We start from the raw sequence: 21,292 nt of genomic DNA, 5'->3' as shown, positions 1-21,292 counted from the left end.
CGGAGCGGGACGCCATTAGGCTGTAGCCCATGACGGTGATCCTGCTCCGACACGGACGTTCGACGGCGAACACCTCGCGCATCCTCGCCGGTCGTTCGCTGGGCGTCGCGCTCGACGACGTCGGAGTCGAGCAGGCCAAGGGGCTCATCGACCGGCTGTCGGGTGTCGCGATCGCGGAGATCGTGCAGTCGCCGCTGCTGCGGTGCGAGCAGACCGTCGCCCCGCTCGCGATCGACCGGGGGCTGACGCCGCGGACCGACGAGCGACTGGCCGAGGTGGACTACGGACAGTGGACCGGCCGGAGTCTGAAGGACCTGGTCGAGGAACCCCTGTGGCGGGTGGTCCAGCAGCACGCGTCGGCCGCCGTCTTTCCCGGCGGTGAGGGGTTGGCGCAGGTCCAGGCCCGTGCGGTGGCGGCGGTGCGGGAACACGACCGGCGCCTGGCCGAGGAACACGGCGGGGACGTCGTGTGGATCGCCTGCAGCCACGGCGACGTGATCAAGTCGGTGCTCGCCGACGCGGTGGGCAGCCACCTCGACGGATTCCAGCGCATCGTGACCGAGCCGGCGTCGATCAGCGTCGTGCGGTACACGGCGACCCGACCGTTCGTCCTGCGGATGAACGACACCGGGAGCGACCTCGCCGCCCTGAACGGCGCCGGCGACGGGAAACACGACGCGCAGGAGTCGGTGCCCGGCGGTGAGGTCGGCAATGATCGGCCGCCGGGACAGTAGGCGGATAATGAAGCGGTACGCAGAATTCGAGGAGGTGCAATGCCACGCGCGATACATGTTTTTCGCACCCCTGATCGATTTGTTGCGGGGACGGTCGGCGAACCCGGCGACCGGTCGTTCTATCTCCAGGCCGTGCACGACGCGCGGGTGGTGAGCGTGCTGCTCGAAAAGCAGCAGGTTCAGGTGCTCGCCGATCGGATGGGTCTCCTGCTCGAGGAGGTCCACCGGCGGTTCGGCACCGCAGTGCCGCCCGAGGCGGGCGAACTCGGTGACCTCAGCCCACTGCTGACACCGCTGGACGTCGAGTTCCGGGTTGGCACGATGGGCCTCGGATGGGACGCCGAGGCGGAGTCCGTCGTCGTCGAACTGCTCGCGGTAAGCGAGACGGAGTTCGACGAATCGGTCGTCCTCGATGATGCGGAGGAGGGCCCCGACGCCGTGCGGGTGTTCCTCACCCCGATCCAGGCGCGCGAGTTCGCGTTGCGGTCCGAGCGCGTGGTCGCGGCGGGTCGTGCCCCGTGCCCGCTGTGCGGCGAGCCGCTCACCGCGGACGGCCACGTCTGCATTCGCACCAACGGATACCGGCGGATCGCGGGATTCGATTCGTCCGTCGAGTTCGGAGAAGAGCTCTGACTGCGGTGTCGATCGACCCGTCGGATCCCGCGGCCCGCGAACTGCTCGCGGACGGTGAACTGACGCTGGTCGGTCGGATCGTCCACGCGAGTAACGCGACGCTGGTGTGTGAGGCGTCGACGAACGGCCGATCGGTGCGCTGCGTGTACAAGCCGATCCGGGGCGAACGCCCGCTGTGGGACTTCCCGGACGGCACCCTCGCGGGCCGCGAGGTCGCGTCGTATCTGATCTCGGAGGAGCTGGGCTGGGGCGTGATTCCCCGCACGATCCTGCGTGACGGTCCGTTCGGCCCCGGCATGGTGCAGCAGTGGGTCGAGACCCCGGACCGTCACCCCGAGTCGGGCGGGCAGCTCGATCTGGTGGACATCTGCCCTCCCGAGGAGGTGCCGCCCGGCTTCTTCGAGGTGCTGCGCGCCCTCGACGTCCAGGGCACCGAGGTGGCGTTGATCCACGCCGACGATCCCCGGCTGCAGCGGATGGCGGTCCTCGACATCCTGCTCAACAACGCCGACCGCAAGGGCGGGCATGCACTCGAGGGGGTCGACGGGTCGGTGTACGGCGTCGACCACGGCATCTGCCTGCACGAGGAGAACAAGCTCCGCACGGTGCTGTGGGGCTGGGCGGGCTCGCCGATCGGGGACGACCTGATGGCCGACGTGGCCGGGTTCGCGGAGCGGCTCGAGGGCGAGGAGTTCCCGGCCGTTCTCGCCCGGCACATCACGGCCCGTGAGGTCGATGCTCTCCGCGACCGTGCGCGGGCGCTGGTCGCGGCACCGGTGATGCCGCATCCCGCCGGATCCCGGCCCATTCCCTGGCCCGCGTTCTAGTCTGCTCGCGGCGCCCGGCGGGCGCTCATCGTTACCGGCGGTGTGCTGCCGGATGTGCTGGTCGTGCGGTCGCTGCCGGTGCCCGCGCTCACGATCGACGTCGGACGGAGGGTCTGGTGGCCGAGCTGTCCGGCGTCGGCATCGGAGGCCGGACAGGTGCTGCTGTCGACTCCGCCCGCAGAGGTGGAATCGGCTCTCCACTAGGCTCGTTCCCATGCAGTCTTGGTCCGATACCGCTGTCCCGTCCGTGCCCGGTCAGGGGCCGGCCCTCCGGCTCTACGACACCGCGGACCGGCAGGTCCGGCCGGTCACTCCCGGCCAGGTGGCGAAGATGTACGTGTGCGGCATCACGCCGTACGACGCGACCCACCTCGGGCACGCCGCGACCTATCTGACGTTCGACCTGGTGAACCGGATCTGGCGGGACGCCGGTCACGACGTGCACTACGTCCAGAACGTCACCGACGTCGACGACCCGCTGTTCGAGCGAGCCGCACGCGACGGCGAGGACTGGATCGTGCTCGGCATGCGGGAGACCGCGCTGTTCCGTGAGGACATGGAGGCGCTGCGGGTGCTGCCCCCGCGCGACTACATCGGCGCGGTGGAATCGATCAACGAGGTCGTGGAGTTGGTCGAGAAGTTCGTCGCATCCGGTGCGGCGTACATCGTCGACGACCCCGAGTACCCCGACGTGTACTTCCGGGCGGACGCCACCGCGCAGTTCGGCTACGAGTCCGGCTACGACCGCGCCACGATGGATCATTTCTTCGCCGAGCGTGGCGGCGACCCCGACCGCGCGGGCAAGCAGGATCCGCTGGACGCCCTCGTGTGGCGCGCGCAGCGTCCCGGCGAGCCGTCGTGGCCGTCGCCGTTCGGTCCCGGCCGTCCGGGCTGGCACATCGAGTGCGCCGCAATTGCGCTGAACCGCATCGGGTCCGGTTTCGACGTTCAGGGCGGCGGCAGCGACCTGATCTTCCCGCACCACGAGTTCTCGGCGGCCCACGCGGAATCCGCCACGGGCACGGAGCGTTTCGCGCGCCACTACGTGCACACGGGCATGATCGGGCTCGACGGCGAGAAGATGTCGAAGAGTCGCGGCAACCTGGTGTTCGTCTCGAAGCTGCGCGGTGAGGGTGTCGATCCGGCCGCGATCCGGCTCGGACTGCTGTCAGGCCACTACCGGACCGACCGGGCGTGGACGGACCAGGTGCTCGCCGATGCGCAGGCCCGGCTGGAGTTGTGGCGCAAGGCCGCGGTGGTCGAGTCCGCACCCTCGGCGGAGGACACGATCGCCCGGGTGCGGCAGCATCTCGCGGACGACCTGGACACGCCCAAGGCGCTCGATGCGATCGACGGTTGGGCCCGCCGGGCACTCGACCACGGTGGACCGGACGAGTCCGCGCCGGCCGCACTCGGGGCGGCGGTCGACGCGCTGCTGGGCGTCGACCTGCGCTGAGCGCGGTCACAGCCGCGTGAATCGTTCCCGGTCCTCCTTGAACTCGGTGAGGATCTCGGTGGTCAGTGTCGGTCGGGTGTCGGCGATCGCCGCGAGGTAGTCCTCGGTGGTCGCCGGCCGGCCCGAGCGTTCGGACACCTCGCGTTCGAACGCGGCCTGCGAGCCCTTCCGGGAGGCGAACTCGATGTCGGCGGGGGTGAACAGTTCGCTGGCCTCGACCAGTCGGTCGAGGTCCACGTGGACAGCTGACGCGCCCAGGTAGCGCTGCCACACGGCGCGGCGTGCGGGCGCGTCGGGCGGTCCGACGGGGATGACGTAGTCGAATCGGCCGGGACGCAGGAACGCGGAGTCCAGTGAATGGACCGAGTTGGTCGCGCACACCATCAACCGACGCTCCGCTTCCCGGAATGCCGGGATCAGCTTGAGGAGTTCGTTGGTGACGCCGTGTGCCGGACTGGTGGCGAGTCCGGTTCGGGCACTGGCGATCTCCTCGACCTCGTCGATGAACACCACGACCTCGTCGAGTTCGGCGAGGTCTGCGAACACCTCGCGTAGCGACGCCGCCAGGCCGCCCTCGGACGTCGCGGCCAGGCGGGAGGGGAACAGTTCCACGAACGGCCAGTCCAGCCGGGACGCGATGGCCTTGGCGAAGCTGGTCTTTCCGGTACCGGGCGGGCCGAAGAGGATGACCGCCTTCGGCGGCTGGACGCCGTACTGGTCTGCAAGGTCCGGGTTTTCGAGCGGCGAGACGATCCGCCGCTCGATGACCGCCTTGACGTCCTCCATTCCGGACATCGTCTGCCACAACCCGTTCGGCATCACCCGGCCACCCAGTTCGCTCAGCAGAGTCTTGTCCGGGCCGAGGGGCTCGAGCAGTTCGTAGTAGACCAGTCCGTCGCGGCGGAGGTACCCGGAGTGTTCGAACGCGGCGGACCCGGTCGCGGCCTCCGGAAGGACCGCCGAGATCCGATGGGCGCCGGCGCTGCGCAGCCGACGTTCCAGGTTGGCGAGCAGCGCGCTGCCGATGCCGCGGTTGCGCCAGCGGGATCCGAGCGCGACCAGCAGGATCCACGCGCGTTCGCCGTGGACCTGCGCGACAGCCATGCCGACGAGTTCGTCGCCGACGGCGGCCACCACGGCGGGTTGACCGGCACGTGCGGCCGCCATCACCTCGGCGAGGGTGAAGACGGGCTCGGGGGACCCGGGGGACCGGCTCTGGTCCCATACCTGAATCGCCTGATCCAGGTCGTCGTTCTGGAAGTCTCGCAATCGCCACACCGGCATCTGCGCTCACCTCGGCTCGATCGGCAGCGGGTGTACCCAGTACACACCCGGAGCGCTGCGGTGTCAGGTTGTCGGCGGTCGCGAGGCGGTGCCGGGAACGGCGCATTTGGGCAGGTCGCGTCCCTGATCGGCGCCGAAGTCGTGTGGTGAGGCTCACCGGCTCGGTAAATTGTGGGAAGGGGCACTGCGACGCTCCGGAGGCGAAACGGCCATGACACCAGACGAACTCATGAACGAGGCATGCCGGCTCGCGATCGAGTCGGTGACGAACAACTGGGGTGGCCCCTTCGGCGCGGTGATCTCCCGGGACGGTGAGATCGTGGCGCGCGGTCAGAACCGGGTGCTGTTGACCGGTGACGTCACCGCGCACGGGGAGATCGAGGCGATCCGCAAGGCGGTCCTGGTGCTCAATGCCGAGGCCCCGAGCATCGCGGCCGAGCATCTCGACCAGTCGACGCTGAAACTGGTTCCGCGCCCCGAGGGCTCACCGGATCGCGTTCCCGAGCGCGCTCGGATGCTGATGGGGATGGAGATCTACACCAGCGGCGCTCCGTGCCCGATATGCATGAGCGCGATCTACTGGTCCCGCCTGGACGCGATGTACTTCGCGAGCGACCTGGCCGCGACCACCGCCATCGGGTTCGACGATGCGTTCCAGTACGACGATTTCACCCGTCCGTACGGGGAGCGATCCATCAAGATGGAACAGGTGCGTCAGGATCTGGGGGCGGCCGCGTACGCGGTGTGGTCCGAGAAGTCCGACAAGCACCCCTACTGAGCCGTCACCGCGATGGTCGCCTCGGATGCCGGATCGCCACGTCGCGCCCCGGCGACCGTGGTGGTCACCCACGTGCTCCGGTCCGGCCGCGAGCCGGACTTTCGGCGCTGGCAGCACGAAGTCGACACGGCGGCAGCAGGATTCGACGGATTCCTCGGGACGGAGATCACCCGGCCCGCGGACGGTGGGCACGAGTGGTCGGTCGTCTACCGGTTCGACTCGGTGGCCAATCTGCAACGTTGGCTGCGCAGCGAACACCGCCGCGACCTCGTCTCCCGCGCCGGCCCGCTGTTCGAGCGGGAGCCCACCCAACACGTGCTCGTCGACGACGAGGCTCGGGAGACGGTGACCGTCGTCGTGGCACATCCGCCGGTGCCCGGTCGAGAGCAGGAGTTCCTGTCGTGGCAGCGGCGAATCACCGAGGCCGAGAAGCGCTTCCCGGGGTTCCGGGGCTCCGAACTGCATGCGCCGATCCCGGGTGTCCAGGACGAATGGACGATCCTGTTCACGTTCGACTCGCAGACCGACCTGGACCGTTGGCTCGGGTCGCCGGAGCGGGCCGCGCTGCTCGCGGAGGGGCGAGAGTTCCGGGACTTCAGCCTGCGATCCATTCCGAACCCGTATGGGTCGTGGTTCCCGTCTCCCGGTGGCGCAGTCGCGCCCGTGCCGTCCTGGAAGACCGCGATGTCGGTGCTCGTCGGTCTCTATCCGCTGGTCGTGGTGCTGACGATCACGATCGACGAGGTGTGGCCCGCGGCGCCGCTGTGGTTGAGCCTGCTGATCGGCAACATCGCGTCGGTGGGCCTGCTCACGTGGGTCGTGATGCCGATCGTCACGCGCGCGCTGCACTTCTGGCTCGAACCCGGCGACCACACCGACCGGCGGGTCGACACTCTCGGCCTCGTGTTGTCGGTGGCTTTCCTCACCCTTGCGGCCGCGGTGTTCTGGCTCCTGACCACGGTGGTGTGGGCGCTGCCGTGAGCGGCCCGCGGCCTAGCCGGATCCGGTGACGGTGAGCCACAGCAGGGCCACGTTGAGGGCGATGATCAGACCCGCGGACACCCAGGCGAGTGCGGTCGTCGCCGACGCGTTGCGTTCGGGCCCCATGAGTTCGGGATCCGACGTCATCCGCACCAGAGGCACCAGCGCGAACGGGATGCACAGGCTCAGCACGACTTGACTGATGACGAGTGCGTACGTGGGATCGACCCCGATCCCGAGCACGATCAGTGCGGGGATGAGCGTCACGACCCGGCGGGTGAGGACGGGGATCCGCACGTGCAGCAGTCCGTGCATGATCTCGGATCCGGCGGCGCACCCCACCGAGGTCGAGGCGAGACCGGAGGCGAGCAGTCCGATCGCGAACACCACCGCGACACCGGGGCCCAGCGCCGCCTGGATCGCGGCGTGAGCACCCTCGATGCTGTCGGTGTCGGGGACGCCACGCAGGGCGGACGCGGCGAGCAGCAGCATGCCGATGTTGACGCCGCCCGCGATGATGAGGGCGCCGGAGACATCCCAGCGGGTCACACGCAGCAGTCGACGCAGACGGGGCCCGTGTCCGGCTGCGCCGTGGCGATCTCGGGCCAGCGCGGAGTGCAGGTAGATGGCGTGCGGCATGACCGTCGCACCGAGCATGCTCGCCGCGAGGAGGACGGTCTCGGCGCCCTCGAATCGGGGGACGAGTCCGGCGACGGCTTCCTTGCCCGAGACATCGGTGAACGCGAGGCCCGTGAGGAACCCGATTGTGATGATCGCGAGCAGGCCCATGACCACGAATTCGAACGTGCGTTGTCCACGGCGGGACTGGATGGACAGGATGACCATCGAGACCACGCCGGTGACGAGACCGCCGACGAACAGGGGCAGGCCGAACAGGAGATGAAGGGCGATGGCGCCGCCGATGACCTCGGCGAGGTCGGTGGCCGCCGCCATCACCTCGGCCTGCAGCCAGAAGGCCCGGCGGTTGCCCTTGCGGAGGCGCTGGCCCAGCATCTCGGGCAGCGACCGTCCGGTCACCAGGCCCAGCTTGGCCGACAGGTACTGGATCAGCACGGCCATGGCGTTCGCTAGGACCAGCACCCAGATCAGCAGGTAGCCGTACTTCGCGCCCGCGGTGAGGTTCGCCGCGACGTTGCCGGGGTCGACGTAGGCGATGGCGGCGACGAATGCCGGCCCGAGCAGGGCGGCGGAGCGGAGACTGCCGCCCTTGCGTCGCCGTGCGGCGGGTGCGTCGGTCTCGGTGCTCACTGGACTCCGCTCGCTGAATTCTCCGGGGCATTCCGCGAGCACCGACCACGTCGGTTCGCGTATACGCACTATAGAGTTCGGTTGACCGAACTTTCAAGCGAGGGTGTTACGCACCCAGGGGCGGAGCGCCTGCTCACGGAACGAACGAAGCCCCCGTCCGTAGTCGGAAGAGGGCTTCGTTCAGGGGTGGGTCAGTGGAGGACGGCGAGTCCCCGCATGAAACTGTCGATGCGCTGCGGCAGGCCGTGGGTTCCGCCGTTGACGACCCGCGAGACCTGCTCGATGCCGGCGGTGTCCGCCGTGGCGTTGAGGTTGCGGGACTGCCAGTACCACGCGGCGGTCTCGAACGCGTTCTCCGGCGTTGCCATCAGCTCGGGGTGTGCGACGAAGTCGATGCCGAGGTAGTCGCTGACGCTCTGGTAGTTGTGCCGGCCGGTCACCTGGATCGCGCCGCGACCCTTGTACCGCTCGCCGTCGCCGGGCGCGAAGTTGCCCAGGTCTGCACGGCCCTCGTAGGCGCGGCCCGAGGCGTACTCCTCGAACGTACGGAAGGAGTCGGACTCGACGACGAGCTGGGCAATGAAGGCGGCCTTGCGGACGGGGGTGTCGATCCCAGCCTTGGCGAGCGCCTCGTTGAGCGGCGCGACGTACTGTGCGAGCTGGTCGGGCGCCACCTGCGGAACGATGCTCACGAGCTCGTCGAGGGTGACCGATGCGGGGCTGGGTGCCGCCGGTGCGACCGGGGGGGCGACCGGCGCGGCCGCCGGTGCAGGCGGCGCGGCCGGATCGGCCGACCCGAGGGTCGGCATGACACGGGCCTGGGCGACGGGGGCCGCCGCGGAGGTCGATTCGGGAAGGTCGAGCGCCTTCCGCAGGTTGGTCGTGTCGAGGAACTGCACCGCTGCGGCCGGTGTCGGCAGGGTCTCTGCTGAGCTGGATGCGATGGGTCCGATCGCGAGGTTGCCGACACACAGTCCGGCGACGGTCGCGGTGGCGAGACCGGCGATGCGGACTCGTGACATAAGGCTACGCGGGGTGGACGTCGTCTGGTCGGGCGTGCTTTCAGAAGTGCATTCAGGGGAGGTGTGCAAGGCTCTGCTCCGGCTTGGGGCTGCAACGGGGCAGCCACGTCGGGCGTGAGCACCGGTAGAATCGGCAATGGTCTACGAGATCGAGACCGAAGATCACTCGGTGGTCACGGCAATGTCACAACCAGATAACAGGCCGTTACACGGAATGTTCAAGTCATAGAGGCAAGGGTCACTCTGGGCTCGGATTGTGGCGCAGATCACAAAACGATCGGCGTGTCGGTTCGGGACATGCCGATAATTCGCTGGTAAAGGGTTCATTCGACGATGACGGCCACCGGTCGGATTCGTCTTCTCCCCGCCCGGTGAGCCGCATTCGCCCGACTAGACCTCGGCGAATTCGAGGCCGCCCTCCGCGGTGGCCGGGACGCGTCGCCGCATCGGTGACCCCAGTGCCCGGGCCAGATCGCTGCCGTCGTGCTCGGCCAGCAGTTTGCCGCCGGACCACACCAGCAGCGCGGCGCTGACGCTCTGCTCGGCGGTCGAGTGCGCCAGGTCGTAGTGTGCGCACCCCGGCACACCGCCGTAGGTGATCCACAGGTCGTATCCGGTCATGAACAGGTCCAGGTCGAACTGGACGCTCAGCCCCAGCAGTTCGCTGCGGCCGTTGTCGTCGACACCGGCGAACGCCTCGTCCAGGCCGAGCAGGCGCGGTGAGTGCGGATCGGCCGACGAGAGCATCACGTGTGCCGCGGCGAACAGCGGCAGGTGCAGCGACACCGACTGTTCACCGCCGGACAGTGCGCTGTGCCGGGCGACGGTGAGGCGGTCCTCGCTGCCGTCGCTGCCGATCAGTGTGAAGGAGAACACCCGCCACCGTCGGTAGTCGAGCGCGGAGGCGAGGATCTCCGGGTACGACCGCTCGGGATGGGCGGCGCGGGCGATCCGCACCTGAGCTGCGAAGTGCGCCCGGACGGTCGCCAGTTCGTCGGCACTCAGGGCCGACGGGGCCCGGTCGAGGAGCTTGGACACGGCTCGCGAGCTGTCGTCGAGGTTGTCGGCAAGGACCCAGTGCACGCCGATCGTGCTGCCCGACGACATGCGCCGCTCGCGCATCTCCGCGCCCATCTGGGCGATCAGGTCGCGGGCGTCGGCGGTGCGCTCGTGGATCTGCTGTGCCAGTCCGGTGAGCAGAGCGTCCTCGAGGATGCGGCGCTCGGAGTCCGTGAGCAGTACCTCCTGGTCCTGGCGGGCCGCGGCGATCCGGGTCGCGAACTCGCCGATCGACGAGTAGCCCTGGTCGTCCTGCACGCGGACCACCGTCAGACCGTCCGGTGCGTCCCACTGCAGGCGATAGTCCTGTCCGGCCGCCGCGAGCTGGGCGTCGAAGTCCTGCAGCGCCGCGGTGAGCGCCGAGCGGGTGGCCTTCTTGGCGTTCTCGCTGGTCTTCACCGAGGCGGTCGCCGCATCCATCGCGCGGTACAGCGCGTCCACCTCGGGCGGCAGGATCGGCGATTCCACGTCGCCCTCCGTCGCGATCCGGTACACCAGCTGGTCGGCTGTGAGCCACGCGGCGCTGCTCTGGGGCCACGAGTGCGAGCCCTCGACGCCGAGAAGATCGAGTAGATCGCGTCGCGCATAGGGTGCGAGGCGGTCGACATCGGTGCGCGTCTCGGTCAGCGCGCTGCGCAGCGCCTCGATCGCGGCGCTGTGGGCGCCCTCGGCCTTGCCGATCTGCTCGACGGCCGCGTCGTAGGCCTTGCGTGCGGATCGCTGCTCGGTCTTGCAGACCTCGATTCGGGCGCGAACCTGCTCGAGGTCGGCATCGATCTGCTCGGCACTCGAGCCCAGGGCTTCCCGGAGCGTCTCGAGACGGGAGATCTGCTGCGCGTAGTTTTCCTCCGCGACTGCAGCCTCCTCGACGAACTCCTCGGTGTTACCGCGGGCCTCCTCGAGCCGGTAGACGGCCTCCCGGTGGAGTTCGAGCTCCTTCTCCTGCTCGCGACGGCAGCGCAGCAGCTGCTCGCCCCGACTCTCGAAGTGCCGGATCGAGGCCGCCACGGCGTCGATGTCGCGCGCCTGGTGCGACATGCGATGTGCGACGGCGACCGCGCGGAGCTCCTTGTCCTTGGCGGTATGGTCCGCGATCGCGTGATCGAGTTCGTCGCCGGCGCTCGCGGTGGACTCGGACCGGCTGCGGAGCGCGCCGGCGGCTTCGGTGAGCTTCTTGATCGCGGCGAGGACGCCGGACGTGCGGGGAAGCGACTTTCCGGCGGTCGAGATCCGGTCGAGCAGCGCGGTCGTCTCGGACTCCTCGGCGTGGGCGGTGTCGCGCCGTGCCTCGGTTTCGGTGATCTCCTGTGCGATCTCCTCGATCCGCTGTGCCCGGCGCCGCTTCCGTGCGGTCGTGCCGATGTACTCGGCGTCGGCCTTGACGTGGCGGCCGCGTTGCACGCCCTGCCAGAACCGGCCGTCCACCCCTACTCCGACGGCGCCGGCGCTCGCGGCGCCGGCGGTGTCGAGCGCGATGGACTCGATGATCGCCTGCACCACCGCCTCCGGGACCCCGGCATCGGGTTCCACCTCGAGGACGTCGGCCAGGGTCGGGCCCTGCGGCCGCAGGGCCTCGGGCAGTGGCATCAGGAACTGCTCGGATTCGGCGTCCGGCTGCGCACCGTCTCCGGCCGACACCCAGCCGTCGAGCAGGTTCGCGGCGGCCAGCGCGGATTCGACGCCCGCGGCCACCGCGGGCTCGACGCCGTCCGCGAAGCGCACCAGCCGCCACAGCGGGGCCCCGGACAGCTCGCTCCGATCGCCGGTACGGAACGCGAATCGCGCAGGGGCATCGTCCTTCTCGGCCGCGACGCGATCGCGGTCGGCGCGCAGCGCGGCGATCCGTTCGGTGGCCGCGGCCTGCTCGGACACGGCGTGCCGCCGCCGCGCGCGCTGGTCGTCGAGGGCGGACTGCGTCCGCTCGTGCAGCACCGTGGTGAGGCTGGGGGAGTCGTCCTCGCCGGCCAGCGACAGCGCGGTGTCCAGTGCGGAGAACACGTCGGCGGTCACCCCGATCGAGGCGTACTCCGCCGAGTGCTCGGTCCACCAGGCCCGCAGCGCGGCGGCGCAATCGGCCCGCGCCAACGCGACCGTGGCCTCGGCCTCGGCGACCGCGGCCTGCGCCGCCTCGAGCAGTTCGCGGCCCTTGTCGGCGGCGCGATCGGCCCGCGCTCGTTCGGTGCCGGCCTTGTCGACCGTGGCGAGCGCCGCCCGGACCGCGCGGACGTCGCCGTCGCGTTCCTCGGCGTGTCCACGGACCGCGGTAGTGATCTGGTCGGACCGCGCCCCGTCGGGCAGCGGGCTCCAGACGATGCCGGCCTGCTCGGCGGCCTCGGCCAGCTGCTCCTCGGCGCGCACCAGCTCGGCAGTCGCCCGCTTCACCGAATCCGATGCCCGCGTGGCCTCGTCCGTGCGCTGCTCGAGCGTCGCCTGCGCCCGGCGTGCCTTGTCGGCCTGCTGCTCGGTGGACAACTTGAGCTGTGCGACGGCGGCAGCCAGGTCGTCGAGCTGCTGCTTGCCCTCGTAGGCCCCGGACCGCTGCAGCGTCTCGAGGTCGGCGCGGCCCTGTTCGAGGGCGCGCTCGGCGGCGGTGAACCGACCCTCGGCGAGCAGCCGCTCCTCCTGCCGGGACGTCTGCAGTGCGACGGCCTCGTCCAGCACGGTCTTCGCTCGTTCCACCGACTCGATGCGCCGGGAGACCTGTTCGACGTCGGTACGGGCCTGCTGGCTCAGGTACTTCGAGTACACCGTCACGAAGCTGTGCGCGGCCTGGTCGGCGGCGGCGAGACCCTCGAGCGCGCGGCTCACCTCCTCCATGTCGCTGAAGGAACGCGCCGCCTCGAGCACCAGCTGCTCGTCGAGGGGGCGCAGGCCGTCGGTGAGTGCCTGCGACAGCCCCTTCGGGTCGAGGTTCTTGGCCAGCTGCGGGCGGCGCAGGGTCAGGATGAGGTTGATGAGCTGGTCGTAGCGTTCGGTGCCCAGCCCGAACAGCCGGGCGTCGATGGCGGCCCGGTAGTCGACAGGACGGTCGGTGATGGCGTCGCTGCCGAGCTGCTCCGCGAGCTGCTTCTTGGTCAGCGGCCGGTCGTCGCTACCGAGGAGGGAGAAGTCGACGCCGACGCGGCCTTCCGCGACGAAGTACCAGCGGGTGACCTTGTCGTTCTGGCGGCTCGCGCGCATTCCGATTCCGACCGTGACGGCCTCCGGGTCGTCCTGCGAGCCGCGCGCGAACTCCATCCACACGTACGAATGCGCCGAATCCTGGCCTCGATACAGCAGGTTCGACTTCATCGTGCGTTCCTCACCCGCGAACGGGTTCAGGCGGCGCGGCTCGATGCGGCCGTCGAAGACGAACGGGAACAGCACCTCGAGCGCCTTGGTCTTGCCCGAACCGTTGGGTCCACGCAGGACGAGACGCCCGTCCGCGAACGAGAACTCCTGGTCGCGGTAGTCCCACAGGTTGACGATCCCGGCGCGGGTCGGCTTGAAGCGCGCGTGTGCCATGCGAAAGATGCCTCTACTTCTCTACGGGTGCGTTCTCGTGGGATTCGCTGGGAACGGGATCGTCGAACAGCTCGGACTGGGCGGTGCGGTCCCGGATGCTGACCACGACGCCGCGGAACCGCGCGATCGTCGGCAGCACCAGGACACCACCGTCGACCACCCGGATCAACTGCAGGCGATGGAGCAGTGCGATCGCATTGCGCTTCAATCCTTGCCGATCGGCCTGCCACTGCGCCGCGAAGGTGCGCCCGAAGCGCAGCACCAACTCGTCGACGGCCGCCGCGATCCAGGCGTCGTCCAGCATCGAGTACAACGCCGGCTCGGGTCGATCGCCCTCGTCGGTGTCGTCGTCGTGGTCGGCAGGATCGATGTGCTCGGCGAGCTCCTCGAAGATTCCCGCGCTCGGAATGGCCGCGTCGAGTCGGGCGATCACCTCGCGCTGGTTCGACTCGGGCAGCGGGCGGCGCGGGAGACCGGGCGCGTCGAGGTCGAGGACCCGATCGGCCATCTCGCCGGCGAGCAGCAGCGCGACCTGGGAGACGGTGCCGGTGCTCGGGAACCGGATGTCGGACATGCGGCCCGACGGGTCGATCATCGCGATCCCCTCGGCCCGGCGTTCGGCGACCAGTCCGGTCAGCTCCTCGACATCGGCGGCGGTGCGGGGCAGCGCGAGCTGCAGTCGCTCGTCGTCGGTCAGTTCGTCCGCGTACACCACCGGCCGCTCGACGAGGGCCCGTCGCATCCGCCGTGCGGTCTCGCGGGGATCTCCGGTGCGCAGGCCGATCAGGTCGTCGTCCTGCGGTGCCTTCTCACCCGAGAGCAACGTCCGGACCGAGGTCAGGTGCTGGAGTGCGCGGGGCGGACGGAACAAGGCGACGACGACCGACCGGTCGATGTCGTAGAGAGCCTCGCCCGCATCGGGATTGGACGCCCAGCCGCCGGCGTCGCCGTCGGCGAGGACGATCGCGCCGCGGGCCGCGAGCCAGCCGACGGCATCGACGAACGCGTCGCGGTCGGCGGCCCGGTCGGTGGACAGCGTCACGCCGGGCACCTGCGCGGCCTCGGCGGCGACGTGGTCGGCCAACTCCGACAGGGTGATCTGGTTGCCGGCCCGGCCGAGCGCCGCGAGTACCAAGGCGAGGTAGGCGTAGCGGTGCCGGTCGAACGTCCGGTCGTTGGCGGTGCGTGCCGGGATTCCCGATTCGAGTCGGTCCGCGACGGTGAACAGGCGGGCGGTGGTCTCGGTGACCTCGAGCCGATATCCGAACAGGTCGAGCAGGTCGTCGCGCAGTTCGGTGGCCCACCGCCGCAGCAGCGGCAGCGCGAGTCGGTCGGGATACGTCTGCGTCACCAGGTGATTCGACAGGATCACCCGGGCGGCCCGCTGGTACGAGTCGAGGTCCAGCGGCGAGACGGAACGAGACCTCACTGCACGCTCACCTGCAGTCCGTCGAGATGCAGCCGGCCACGGACGGTCTGCACCACCGTCGTCTCGCCGTGCGGGCGCAGCGTGAGCCGGACACCGTTCTCCGACCCCGTCGAGCTGGGCACGGTGCCACTGACCGGCACTCGCGCGGTGAGCGCGGCATTGAGCAGGCTCAGCAGCACGTCGGTCTCGTCGGCGTCGAGGACCCGGTCGTAGGCTCCGGACGCGGCCAGCGACGACGCCGCGACGGCGCGGGCACGCTGAGCTGCCAACTGTTCCTCGCGAAGTCGTCGGATGCTGCCCTCGTTGCGCTGGACCCGCGACGGCATGCCCGGCTGCGCGGCGCGACCGGTCTCGGCGAGCGTGCGCGAGATCTCTACGGGCGTCGCGTCCCACCACGATCGCGAGTCGGGAATGATGTCGGCATCCGGATGCACCATCGACAGGTGCCGCGGGCGTCCGAGGTCGAAGACGAGCTGGAACAGGGCGTGCGCCGAATCCTCGTCGGGAGTGGCAGCGAACCACCCGGCGAGGTGCCGCAGCTGACTCTCGCGGCTCACGCCGCCCCGGCGGGTCTCCGTGACCCGGCGCAACAGCGACAACACCGCGGCGATCGCGCTCATCGTCCCCTCCCTCAGACGATCCGACTCGCTGGGACCCGACACCCCGACGAACCACTGGGCCAGGCCCGACCAGCGTGCGTTCCAATCGGATTCGCGTTCCTCGCGGGAGAGGAAGACGCGATCGTCGCTGGCCGCCGCCCGCGCGATGAGGGACGCGATGCCGGTGGCCTCGACCGCCTCGATGGCCGCGCGCAGCTTCGGTGCGTACCGCGCCAGGTCGGAGCTGAACTCGCGCATGTGGCTCAACAGGGCGTCCTTGTGTGCCAGGAACGCCTCGGGCGTGATCTCGGTGGTGCGCACCAGGTCGCCGAGCATGAGATAGAACTGCGCCGCCCGCGCCGCCATGTCGGTTAGCGTGGAGTCCAGCCGGGCGAGCTTGCGGTAGATGAGATCCCCGTCGCCGCGACGGTTGGCTTCGGCGAGCTCGTCGAGATCGGCGAGCAGATCCGGCAGTGCCAGTCGAGACAGCGTCGCATCCTCGAGCCGGGCACCGAGCAGATCCTCGACGGCGCGGAAGGCCAGGTAGCCGGCCTGACTGAACTGGTACACGAAATGACGGTTCCGGTACTCCGCGAGAGTTGAGGCGCGACTGCCGTCGTAGCTGCGTTCGAGCACGCCCCACGTGTGCAATTGCTCCAGCAGCGGGGTGATCTCGGTGGATGTCAGCGCTGCGGCCGGGTCGTCGCCGGAGATCCGACCCAGGATCTCCGCGACCTCACCGGCGTGCAACAGGACGACGTAGTTGGCACGCGCGTGGTCGAAGGCGCGGAGCACCCACAGGTACTCGGCGCGTTTCTCCGCGGTCGTGAAGGAGAACAGCCGCAGCCGGTCCTCGCGCACGGCGAAATCACCGCCGGAGGACGTGCGAGGGTCACCTGAATCGCTCACCGTGACAGCCTAGGGCGTCGTTCGGGTCGCGAGCGAACACACCGCCCCGGTCACCGGCCGCGCCCCACGGGCCGGCGCCAGGATTCGTCCGCGGTGAGCGCGGTCAGCTGGTACTCCGCGGCGTCGGGATGACGGAACGGGCCCGCCACCAAGTCGGCGTACGCGTGGCTCGGCGCGACGCAGCGCAGCCCGTCGCGATACTGCATCCGCTCGAAAACCGCTGCCGACCACGGCGTCGCGACCACGACGTCGGCCCCGCCGGTGATCGGGCGCAGGTCCAGCGCGGCCGCGAAGGCGTCGACGTCGTCGGCGTAGAGCTCGAGCACCGATGCCGACGCATAGTCGGTGGCGCCGATCCCCGTCACCGCATAGGCAGGGTCGCCGTTACCCGACGCGAGCCGCGCGCGTAGTTCGTCGAGCCCGTTCGGGGCGGCGAAACTTCGGGTGGCGCAGGGTTTGCGGTCGGCGGCCCACGCGCGGAGCATGTGCGGCCAGCGAACGTCGGTGATGGGGCCTCGGGGCAGACGGGTGAGCAGTTCCCGTTCGAAGAGGACCTCGACCACCCGGTAGGCCGCCCCCGTCGACGCTCCGGAGAGCTTGATCAGTTCGGGCACCGAGATCTCCCCGACGTGATCGGCGAGCGCTCGAACCACCCGCTCGGACGGCTCGCCGGTGAGGACCCCGGACGGACGGCCGGGCCCGCGCCACGGATCGGCGTCGGCGCCGCGGTTCCGGACCCAGATCGCCGGCCGGTCCGCGACCAGGTTCAGGTTCCCGGTGGCGTCCGCGTACGACAGACCGTGGCCGTCCAGCTGGCGGCGCACCGGTTCGGAGAGGTAGTGCGCGCAGACGAATCCGCGGTCGCTCTCGGAGAGTTCGGCCGCGATCCGGGCGACATCACCGCTCAGGACGCCCTTGGATGCAGTGATCGCGTAGGACACGGATTCGCCGTCCGGTGCCGTGATCAGCAGTCGATTCGGTGCGGCGGGGGAGCGGGGGCGGTCCGCCGACACCGTCCACCCGTGGGGGAGTTGCGCCTCCAGCCAGGACAGGGCGCGCCGATAGATGTCGATGCTGCGTTCGGGCCGCGGGTTCGGTGCAACGTCCGTCAGGGTCACATCCGCAACAGTAGTCACTCTGTGCACAACGGAACCGGAAGAAAAGCGGAATCGGGGGCGCGTGTCGCGACAGAGATCGGTGCGGGACGGAATCGAGGGAAAATCCGAAAGTGCACGGGCTCGGTCGTGCCGGTCCGCTGGAGGATCACGCCCGGGCGGCCACCGCGGCCTGCCACGCTGTAGGCGGCCGCGCTGCGGGATCGTCTGCCAGGGACCGAGATCCCTGGGAACGTCCCGCCACGCGATCCCGGCTGTCAGGCGGTCTGGACGTCGACGACCTCGCCGGCGAGTGTCGCTGTCACGTTCCCTTTGGCGACGTCGGTGTCCACGACGTACACCGTGACGCGAGGCTCGGTGACGCCCGGCCGGGAGTGGTCGGCGCGGATCGCGACGCGATCGATGTGGCCGCTGGGCAGGCGGACGAGACTGGTGGCGTTTTCGATGAGATCGCCGATGCGGTCGACGTCGAGCTGAGCGAGATCGACCGTCTCCTGGTCCTGATCCCGGATCGAGGGCGGGGTCCACGGCTCGAACCCGGCGGTGCCGGTGAACATCCACCTCTGCAAGCTGGTCGGCTGTCGGGGGGTCATCCTCGCGACCACAGCGTCTTTGCTGTACAGATCGACATCGTCGGCGGTCAGGTCACCGAACTTCAGCTCGAACCGGCGCAGGAACTCGCGCATGCCGTCGGCGGTGAGCGTGTCGATCGGCTCGGCCCGGTTCGGGTCGGATGTGCTCGACACGGGAGATGCGGTGTCGGCGCCGATGGCGTCGGTGCCCCCAGCGAACAACACGCGGGCGAGGGCAGCCACGATCATCGCGACAACGGCTGTCACAGCGACAACAAGGCCGCGGCGACGGCGGTGAGGGTGGCCGGCCGGGTCCTCGGATGCGGTCGCGGCATCGAGGAGATGATCGGGGATTTGCAGGTCCTTGGTCAGCGCGCTCAGGGCGCCGAGAGTCGTCGCGTGCATCGCCGTCGCGGTGCGGGACTCGTGCTCCTCGGCGCTGAGCTGACCGTCGGCGTATGCGGCGTCGAGCAAGCTGCAGGTCTGCGCGCGGTCGATGTCCCGCGCTCGGGTCTTGGCAGATCTCGCGTCGGGCACGCCCAGACTCTACTGGGTGCTGTGACGGTGCGGCGCCCCTGCAACGTCGTCGAACGATCCTTCGCCGCACTCGAACATTGGTGCGGGCGTGGTCCTCTCGGCGGTTCGCATTCGGCTGAGATCCGTCACGAAACAGGAGGCGCGGTCCAGCAGCCCAGGGGAGTGGCCCCGAATGTCACGACGGCCGGGACGCGCCGAGCGAAGGGGGCGGCCCGGCCGTGGGGCGGCGCTAGCACTCGAACCGCCGCGTTTCGTTTACGAAAGACGCAGCTGCGGAGATGGTTTCGGTGAGGCACGGCTGTTTGGTTGGCGGACGGCAGCCGCCGGTGTGTGGGGCCGCGCCCAGCGCGGGTCCCGGGCGTAGAAGTCGGTGAAGGACGGAATCGTGGGGATTTCGGAACCCGTACCCGTGTGCGCGTCCTTCGCGATCGACGCCGACTTGGGAGCACGCCATCAACGACGGGGAGCGCGGGTGGACGGGGTCAGTCGCTCCTCGGCGTCCGCGGCATCAACAGGGGCGGCAGGACGGCCAACAGGAGTGCCGGGAGCAGGAAACTCGCGCTCGGGTGGACCGCGTACAGGGGCGTGAGCGCGAGCGGTGCGAGGGCGGCACCCGAGAACCGCAGCGACTGCACCACCGAAACCGCACCGCCGCGGTTCCCGCCCTGGGAACCGAGGACGGCGGCGTTGACGCCGACCAGCAGGAACTGCGATGCGATGCCCGCGAAGAACCACGCGACGGCGGCGACGGCCGCCAGGCCGACGGTGCCGGCAGTCGCGACCAATGCGGCGCCGGCGAGGGCGCCGACGACGACCGTCCGGCGGGCCCCGATGCGGTCGATCAGCAATCCGACGGGACGGGCCGTCAGGATCCCGGCGACACCGAACCCGGTCAGAAGCAGGCCCCGGACGGCCGGGCTCATGCCGAATACGTCCTCGGCCCGGAATGCCAGGAGGAACCCCAGACCGCCGAGCGCTCCCCACCCGAGGAGCGCGACGACGCCGACGCGCAGCACCTCCGGGCGCAGTGCATCGCGCAGGCGGGCGCCGGTGTCGGCCGGGATGTTCCGGGCGGCGTCGGGCAGGCCGAGCGCGCCGAGCAGTCCGGCGACGACCGCGATCGCGAGGAAGGCCAGGCGCCAGTTCGCTTCCGCGGCGAGACCACCGATCAGCGGTGCGCTCGTCTGCCCGGCGGCCTGGAGTGCCCCGAATGCACCGAGGGCGCGGCCGAGTCTGTTCTGCGGTGTCATCGCGGCCAGGGTCGCCAGCAGCAGGGGCGTGGTGAAGGCGTTGGCGCAGCCCTGCAGGACGCGGGCGCCGAGGAACAACTCCAACGTGGGTGCGGCGAAGCACGCGACCGATGCCGCGAGATAGACCCCGTACGCGATGCGGACGGTGCGCATCCGGCCCCAACGCGAGCCGAGGGTGCCCGAAACCAGCATGACCAGAGCGAACGGCAGCAGATACGCCGTCAACGACGTCGCGGCGGCCGACGCATCCACGCCGAGGTCGTCGCCGATCTCCGGGAGCATCGACGTGACGACGCCACCGCCGAACGGGCCCAGGAATCCGCCGGCGTACAGCGCGGATAGCTGAAGCCGCGTGCGAAATCCCTGGGCGGTCTCCCCGGTCACGCCCCGAAGCGGCCGGGGCCGCGACGGCGCAGGTACTTCTCGAACTCCGCGGCCAGCGCGTCGCCGTCGATCTTCGAGATCGCGTCGGAGATGTTGGTCTCCGCGTCGCCGCGCTCCTCGAGGGTGCGCACGTACTCGGCGATCTCCTCGTCGTCGCGGGTCATCTCGGAGATCGACTCCTCCCAGTCCTCCGCCTGGTTCGGCAGGTCACCGAGCGGGACCTCGATGTCGAGGACATCCTCGACGCGCTGCAGCAGCGCGATGGTGGCCTTGGGGTTGGGCGGCTGGGACACGTAGTGGGGGACCGCGGCCCAGAACGACACGGCCGGGACGCCGGCCTTGACGCACGCGTCCTGCAGGACCCCGGCGATGCCGGTCGGTCCCTCGTACCGGGTCTGCTCCAGGTTGAAGTGCTCGGCGGCCTCCACGCTGTGCGCGGTGCCCGTCACCGGAACCGGCCTGCTGTGCGGGGTGTCGGCGAGCAGCGCACCCAGGATCACGACGGTGTGCACGCCGAGTTCGTCGACGAACTCGAGCAACTCGTCGCAGAAGCTGCGCCAGCGCATGTTCGGCTCGATGCCGCGCAGCAGCACCACGTCCCGATCGCTGCCCGGAGGGGAGCACAGTGACAACTGTGTGGTGGGCCACACGATCTCGCGGGTGACCCCGTCGACCTGCCGGATGATAGGCCGGTTCACCTGGTAGTCGTAGTAGTCCTCGGAGTCGAGTTCGGCGAGCGGCTTGGCGTCCCATGTGAGCTCGAGATGCTCGACGGCGCCGCTCGCGGCGTCGCCTGCGTCGTTCCAGCCTTCGAACGCGGCGATCAACACGGGATCGCGCAGGGTCGGCACGTCCGCGTCGGTATCGTCCGATTCGGTGGTGTCGGGGAACTCGGGTGAACTCACCTACCCAGCCTACGACCAGCCACCGTCGAGCCGCCCACTACTCTG

The 21,292-nt window shown here is 69.9% G+C and carries 16 protein-coding genes; 6 read left to right on the top strand and 10 right to left on the bottom strand.

Annotated features, from left to right (window positions below):
* Positions 1-29 precede the first annotated feature (29 nt).
* From J2X34_RS05725 to mshC, 4 genes are all read left to right on the top strand, one after another.
* Positions 30-734: a histidine phosphatase family protein gene (locus J2X34_RS05725; protein ID WP_429516354.1), complete on the top strand. Its 705-nt coding sequence runs from the start codon at positions 30-32 to the stop codon at positions 732-734.
* A gap of 39 nt (positions 735-773) precedes the next feature.
* The gene (locus J2X34_RS05720) at positions 774-1,367 is read left to right on the top strand and encodes a DUF3090 domain-containing protein (protein WP_114723061.1); all 594 of its coding nucleotides are present in this window, start codon (positions 774-776) and stop codon (positions 1,365-1,367) included.
* Positions 1,368-1,372: 5 nt separating this feature from the next.
* Positions 1,373-2,194: an SCO1664 family protein gene (locus J2X34_RS05715; protein WP_429516353.1), complete on the top strand. Its 822-nt coding sequence runs from the start codon at positions 1,373-1,375 to the stop codon at positions 2,192-2,194.
* Between the two features lie 214 nt (positions 2,195-2,408).
* Complete coding sequence (gene mshC, locus J2X34_RS05710) at positions 2,409-3,650, top strand: cysteine--1-D-myo-inosityl 2-amino-2-deoxy-alpha-D-glucopyranoside ligase (protein WP_429516352.1); 1,242 nt, start codon at positions 2,409-2,411, stop codon at positions 3,648-3,650.
* 6 nt (positions 3,651-3,656) lie between these two features.
* Here the strand turns inward: mshC and J2X34_RS05705 are convergent, their stop codons facing one another.
* Complete coding sequence (locus tag J2X34_RS05705) at positions 3,657-4,934, bottom strand: ATP-binding protein (protein ID WP_429516351.1); 1,278 nt, start codon at positions 4,932-4,934, stop codon at positions 3,657-3,659.
* A gap of 211 nt (positions 4,935-5,145) precedes the next feature.
* Here J2X34_RS05705 and J2X34_RS05700 point away from each other — a divergent pair, with 211 nt between their 5' ends.
* Together J2X34_RS05700 and J2X34_RS05695 are read left to right on the top strand one after the other, a co-directional pair.
* Positions 5,146-5,712 (top strand): nucleoside deaminase, encoded by a 567-nt coding sequence (locus J2X34_RS05700; RefSeq protein WP_429516350.1) that lies wholly within the window; start codon positions 5,146-5,148, stop codon positions 5,710-5,712.
* Positions 5,713-5,724: 12 nt separating this feature from the next.
* Positions 5,725-6,693 (top strand): antibiotic biosynthesis monooxygenase, encoded by a 969-nt coding sequence (locus tag J2X34_RS05695; RefSeq protein WP_429516349.1) that lies wholly within the window; start codon positions 5,725-5,727, stop codon positions 6,691-6,693.
* 12 nt (positions 6,694-6,705) lie between these two features.
* On the opposite strand, the gene J2X34_RS05690 is transcribed toward J2X34_RS05695, so the two are convergent.
* From J2X34_RS05690 to J2X34_RS05650, 9 genes are all read right to left on the bottom strand, one after another.
* On the bottom strand, positions 6,706-7,962 hold the full coding sequence (locus tag J2X34_RS05690; RefSeq protein WP_114723069.1) for an Nramp family divalent metal transporter: 1,257 nt from the start codon (positions 7,960-7,962) through the stop codon (positions 6,706-6,708).
* A 191-nt stretch (positions 7,963-8,153) separates the two neighbouring features.
* On the bottom strand, positions 8,154-8,984 hold the full coding sequence (locus J2X34_RS05685; protein WP_258558022.1) for a glycoside hydrolase family 19 protein: 831 nt from the start codon (positions 8,982-8,984) through the stop codon (positions 8,154-8,156).
* 390 nt (positions 8,985-9,374) lie between these two features.
* Positions 9,375-13,547: a TIGR02680 family protein gene (locus J2X34_RS05680; RefSeq protein ID WP_429516348.1), complete on the bottom strand. Its 4,173-nt coding sequence runs from the start codon at positions 13,545-13,547 to the stop codon at positions 9,375-9,377.
* A gap of 13 nt (positions 13,548-13,560) precedes the next feature.
* Positions 13,561-14,976: a TIGR02678 family protein gene (locus J2X34_RS05675; protein ID WP_429516347.1), complete on the bottom strand. Its 1,416-nt coding sequence runs from the start codon at positions 14,974-14,976 to the stop codon at positions 13,561-13,563.
* Positions 14,973-16,421, bottom strand: coding sequence for a TIGR02677 family protein (locus J2X34_RS05670; RefSeq protein ID WP_429516430.1), 1,449 nt, complete (start codon positions 16,419-16,421; stop codon positions 14,973-14,975). The genes J2X34_RS05675 and J2X34_RS05670 overlap by 4 nt, the downstream gene beginning before the upstream one ends.
* Positions 16,422-16,534: 113 nt before the next feature.
* Positions 16,535-17,602 carry a hypothetical protein gene (locus J2X34_RS05665; RefSeq protein WP_114723074.1) on the bottom strand — a complete coding sequence of 356 codons (1,068 nt, stop codon included), beginning with the start codon at positions 17,600-17,602 and terminating at the stop codon, positions 16,535-16,537.
* Positions 17,603-17,856: 254 nt separating this feature from the next.
* Positions 17,857-18,708 carry a DUF1707 SHOCT-like domain-containing protein gene (locus J2X34_RS05660; protein WP_114723075.1) on the bottom strand — a complete coding sequence of 284 codons (852 nt, stop codon included), beginning with the start codon at positions 18,706-18,708 and terminating at the stop codon, positions 17,857-17,859.
* A gap of 482 nt (positions 18,709-19,190) precedes the next feature.
* Positions 19,191-20,342 carry an MFS transporter gene (locus J2X34_RS05655; protein WP_114723076.1) on the bottom strand — a complete coding sequence of 384 codons (1,152 nt, stop codon included), beginning with the start codon at positions 20,340-20,342 and terminating at the stop codon, positions 19,191-19,193.
* Entirely contained in the window at positions 20,339-21,247 is a 909-nt protein-coding gene (locus J2X34_RS05650) for a PAC2 family protein (protein ID WP_114723077.1), read from the bottom strand. Before J2X34_RS05650 ends, J2X34_RS05655 begins: the two co-directional genes overlap by 4 nt.
* Positions 21,248-21,292: the final 45 nt, after the last annotated feature.

It is taken from the genome of Rhodococcus sp. BE178, from assembly GCF_050433545.1.
Lineage (GTDB): Bacteria > Actinomycetota > Actinomycetes > Mycobacteriales > Mycobacteriaceae > Prescottella.
This window is presented reverse-complemented; position numbering and strand designations above follow the sequence as displayed.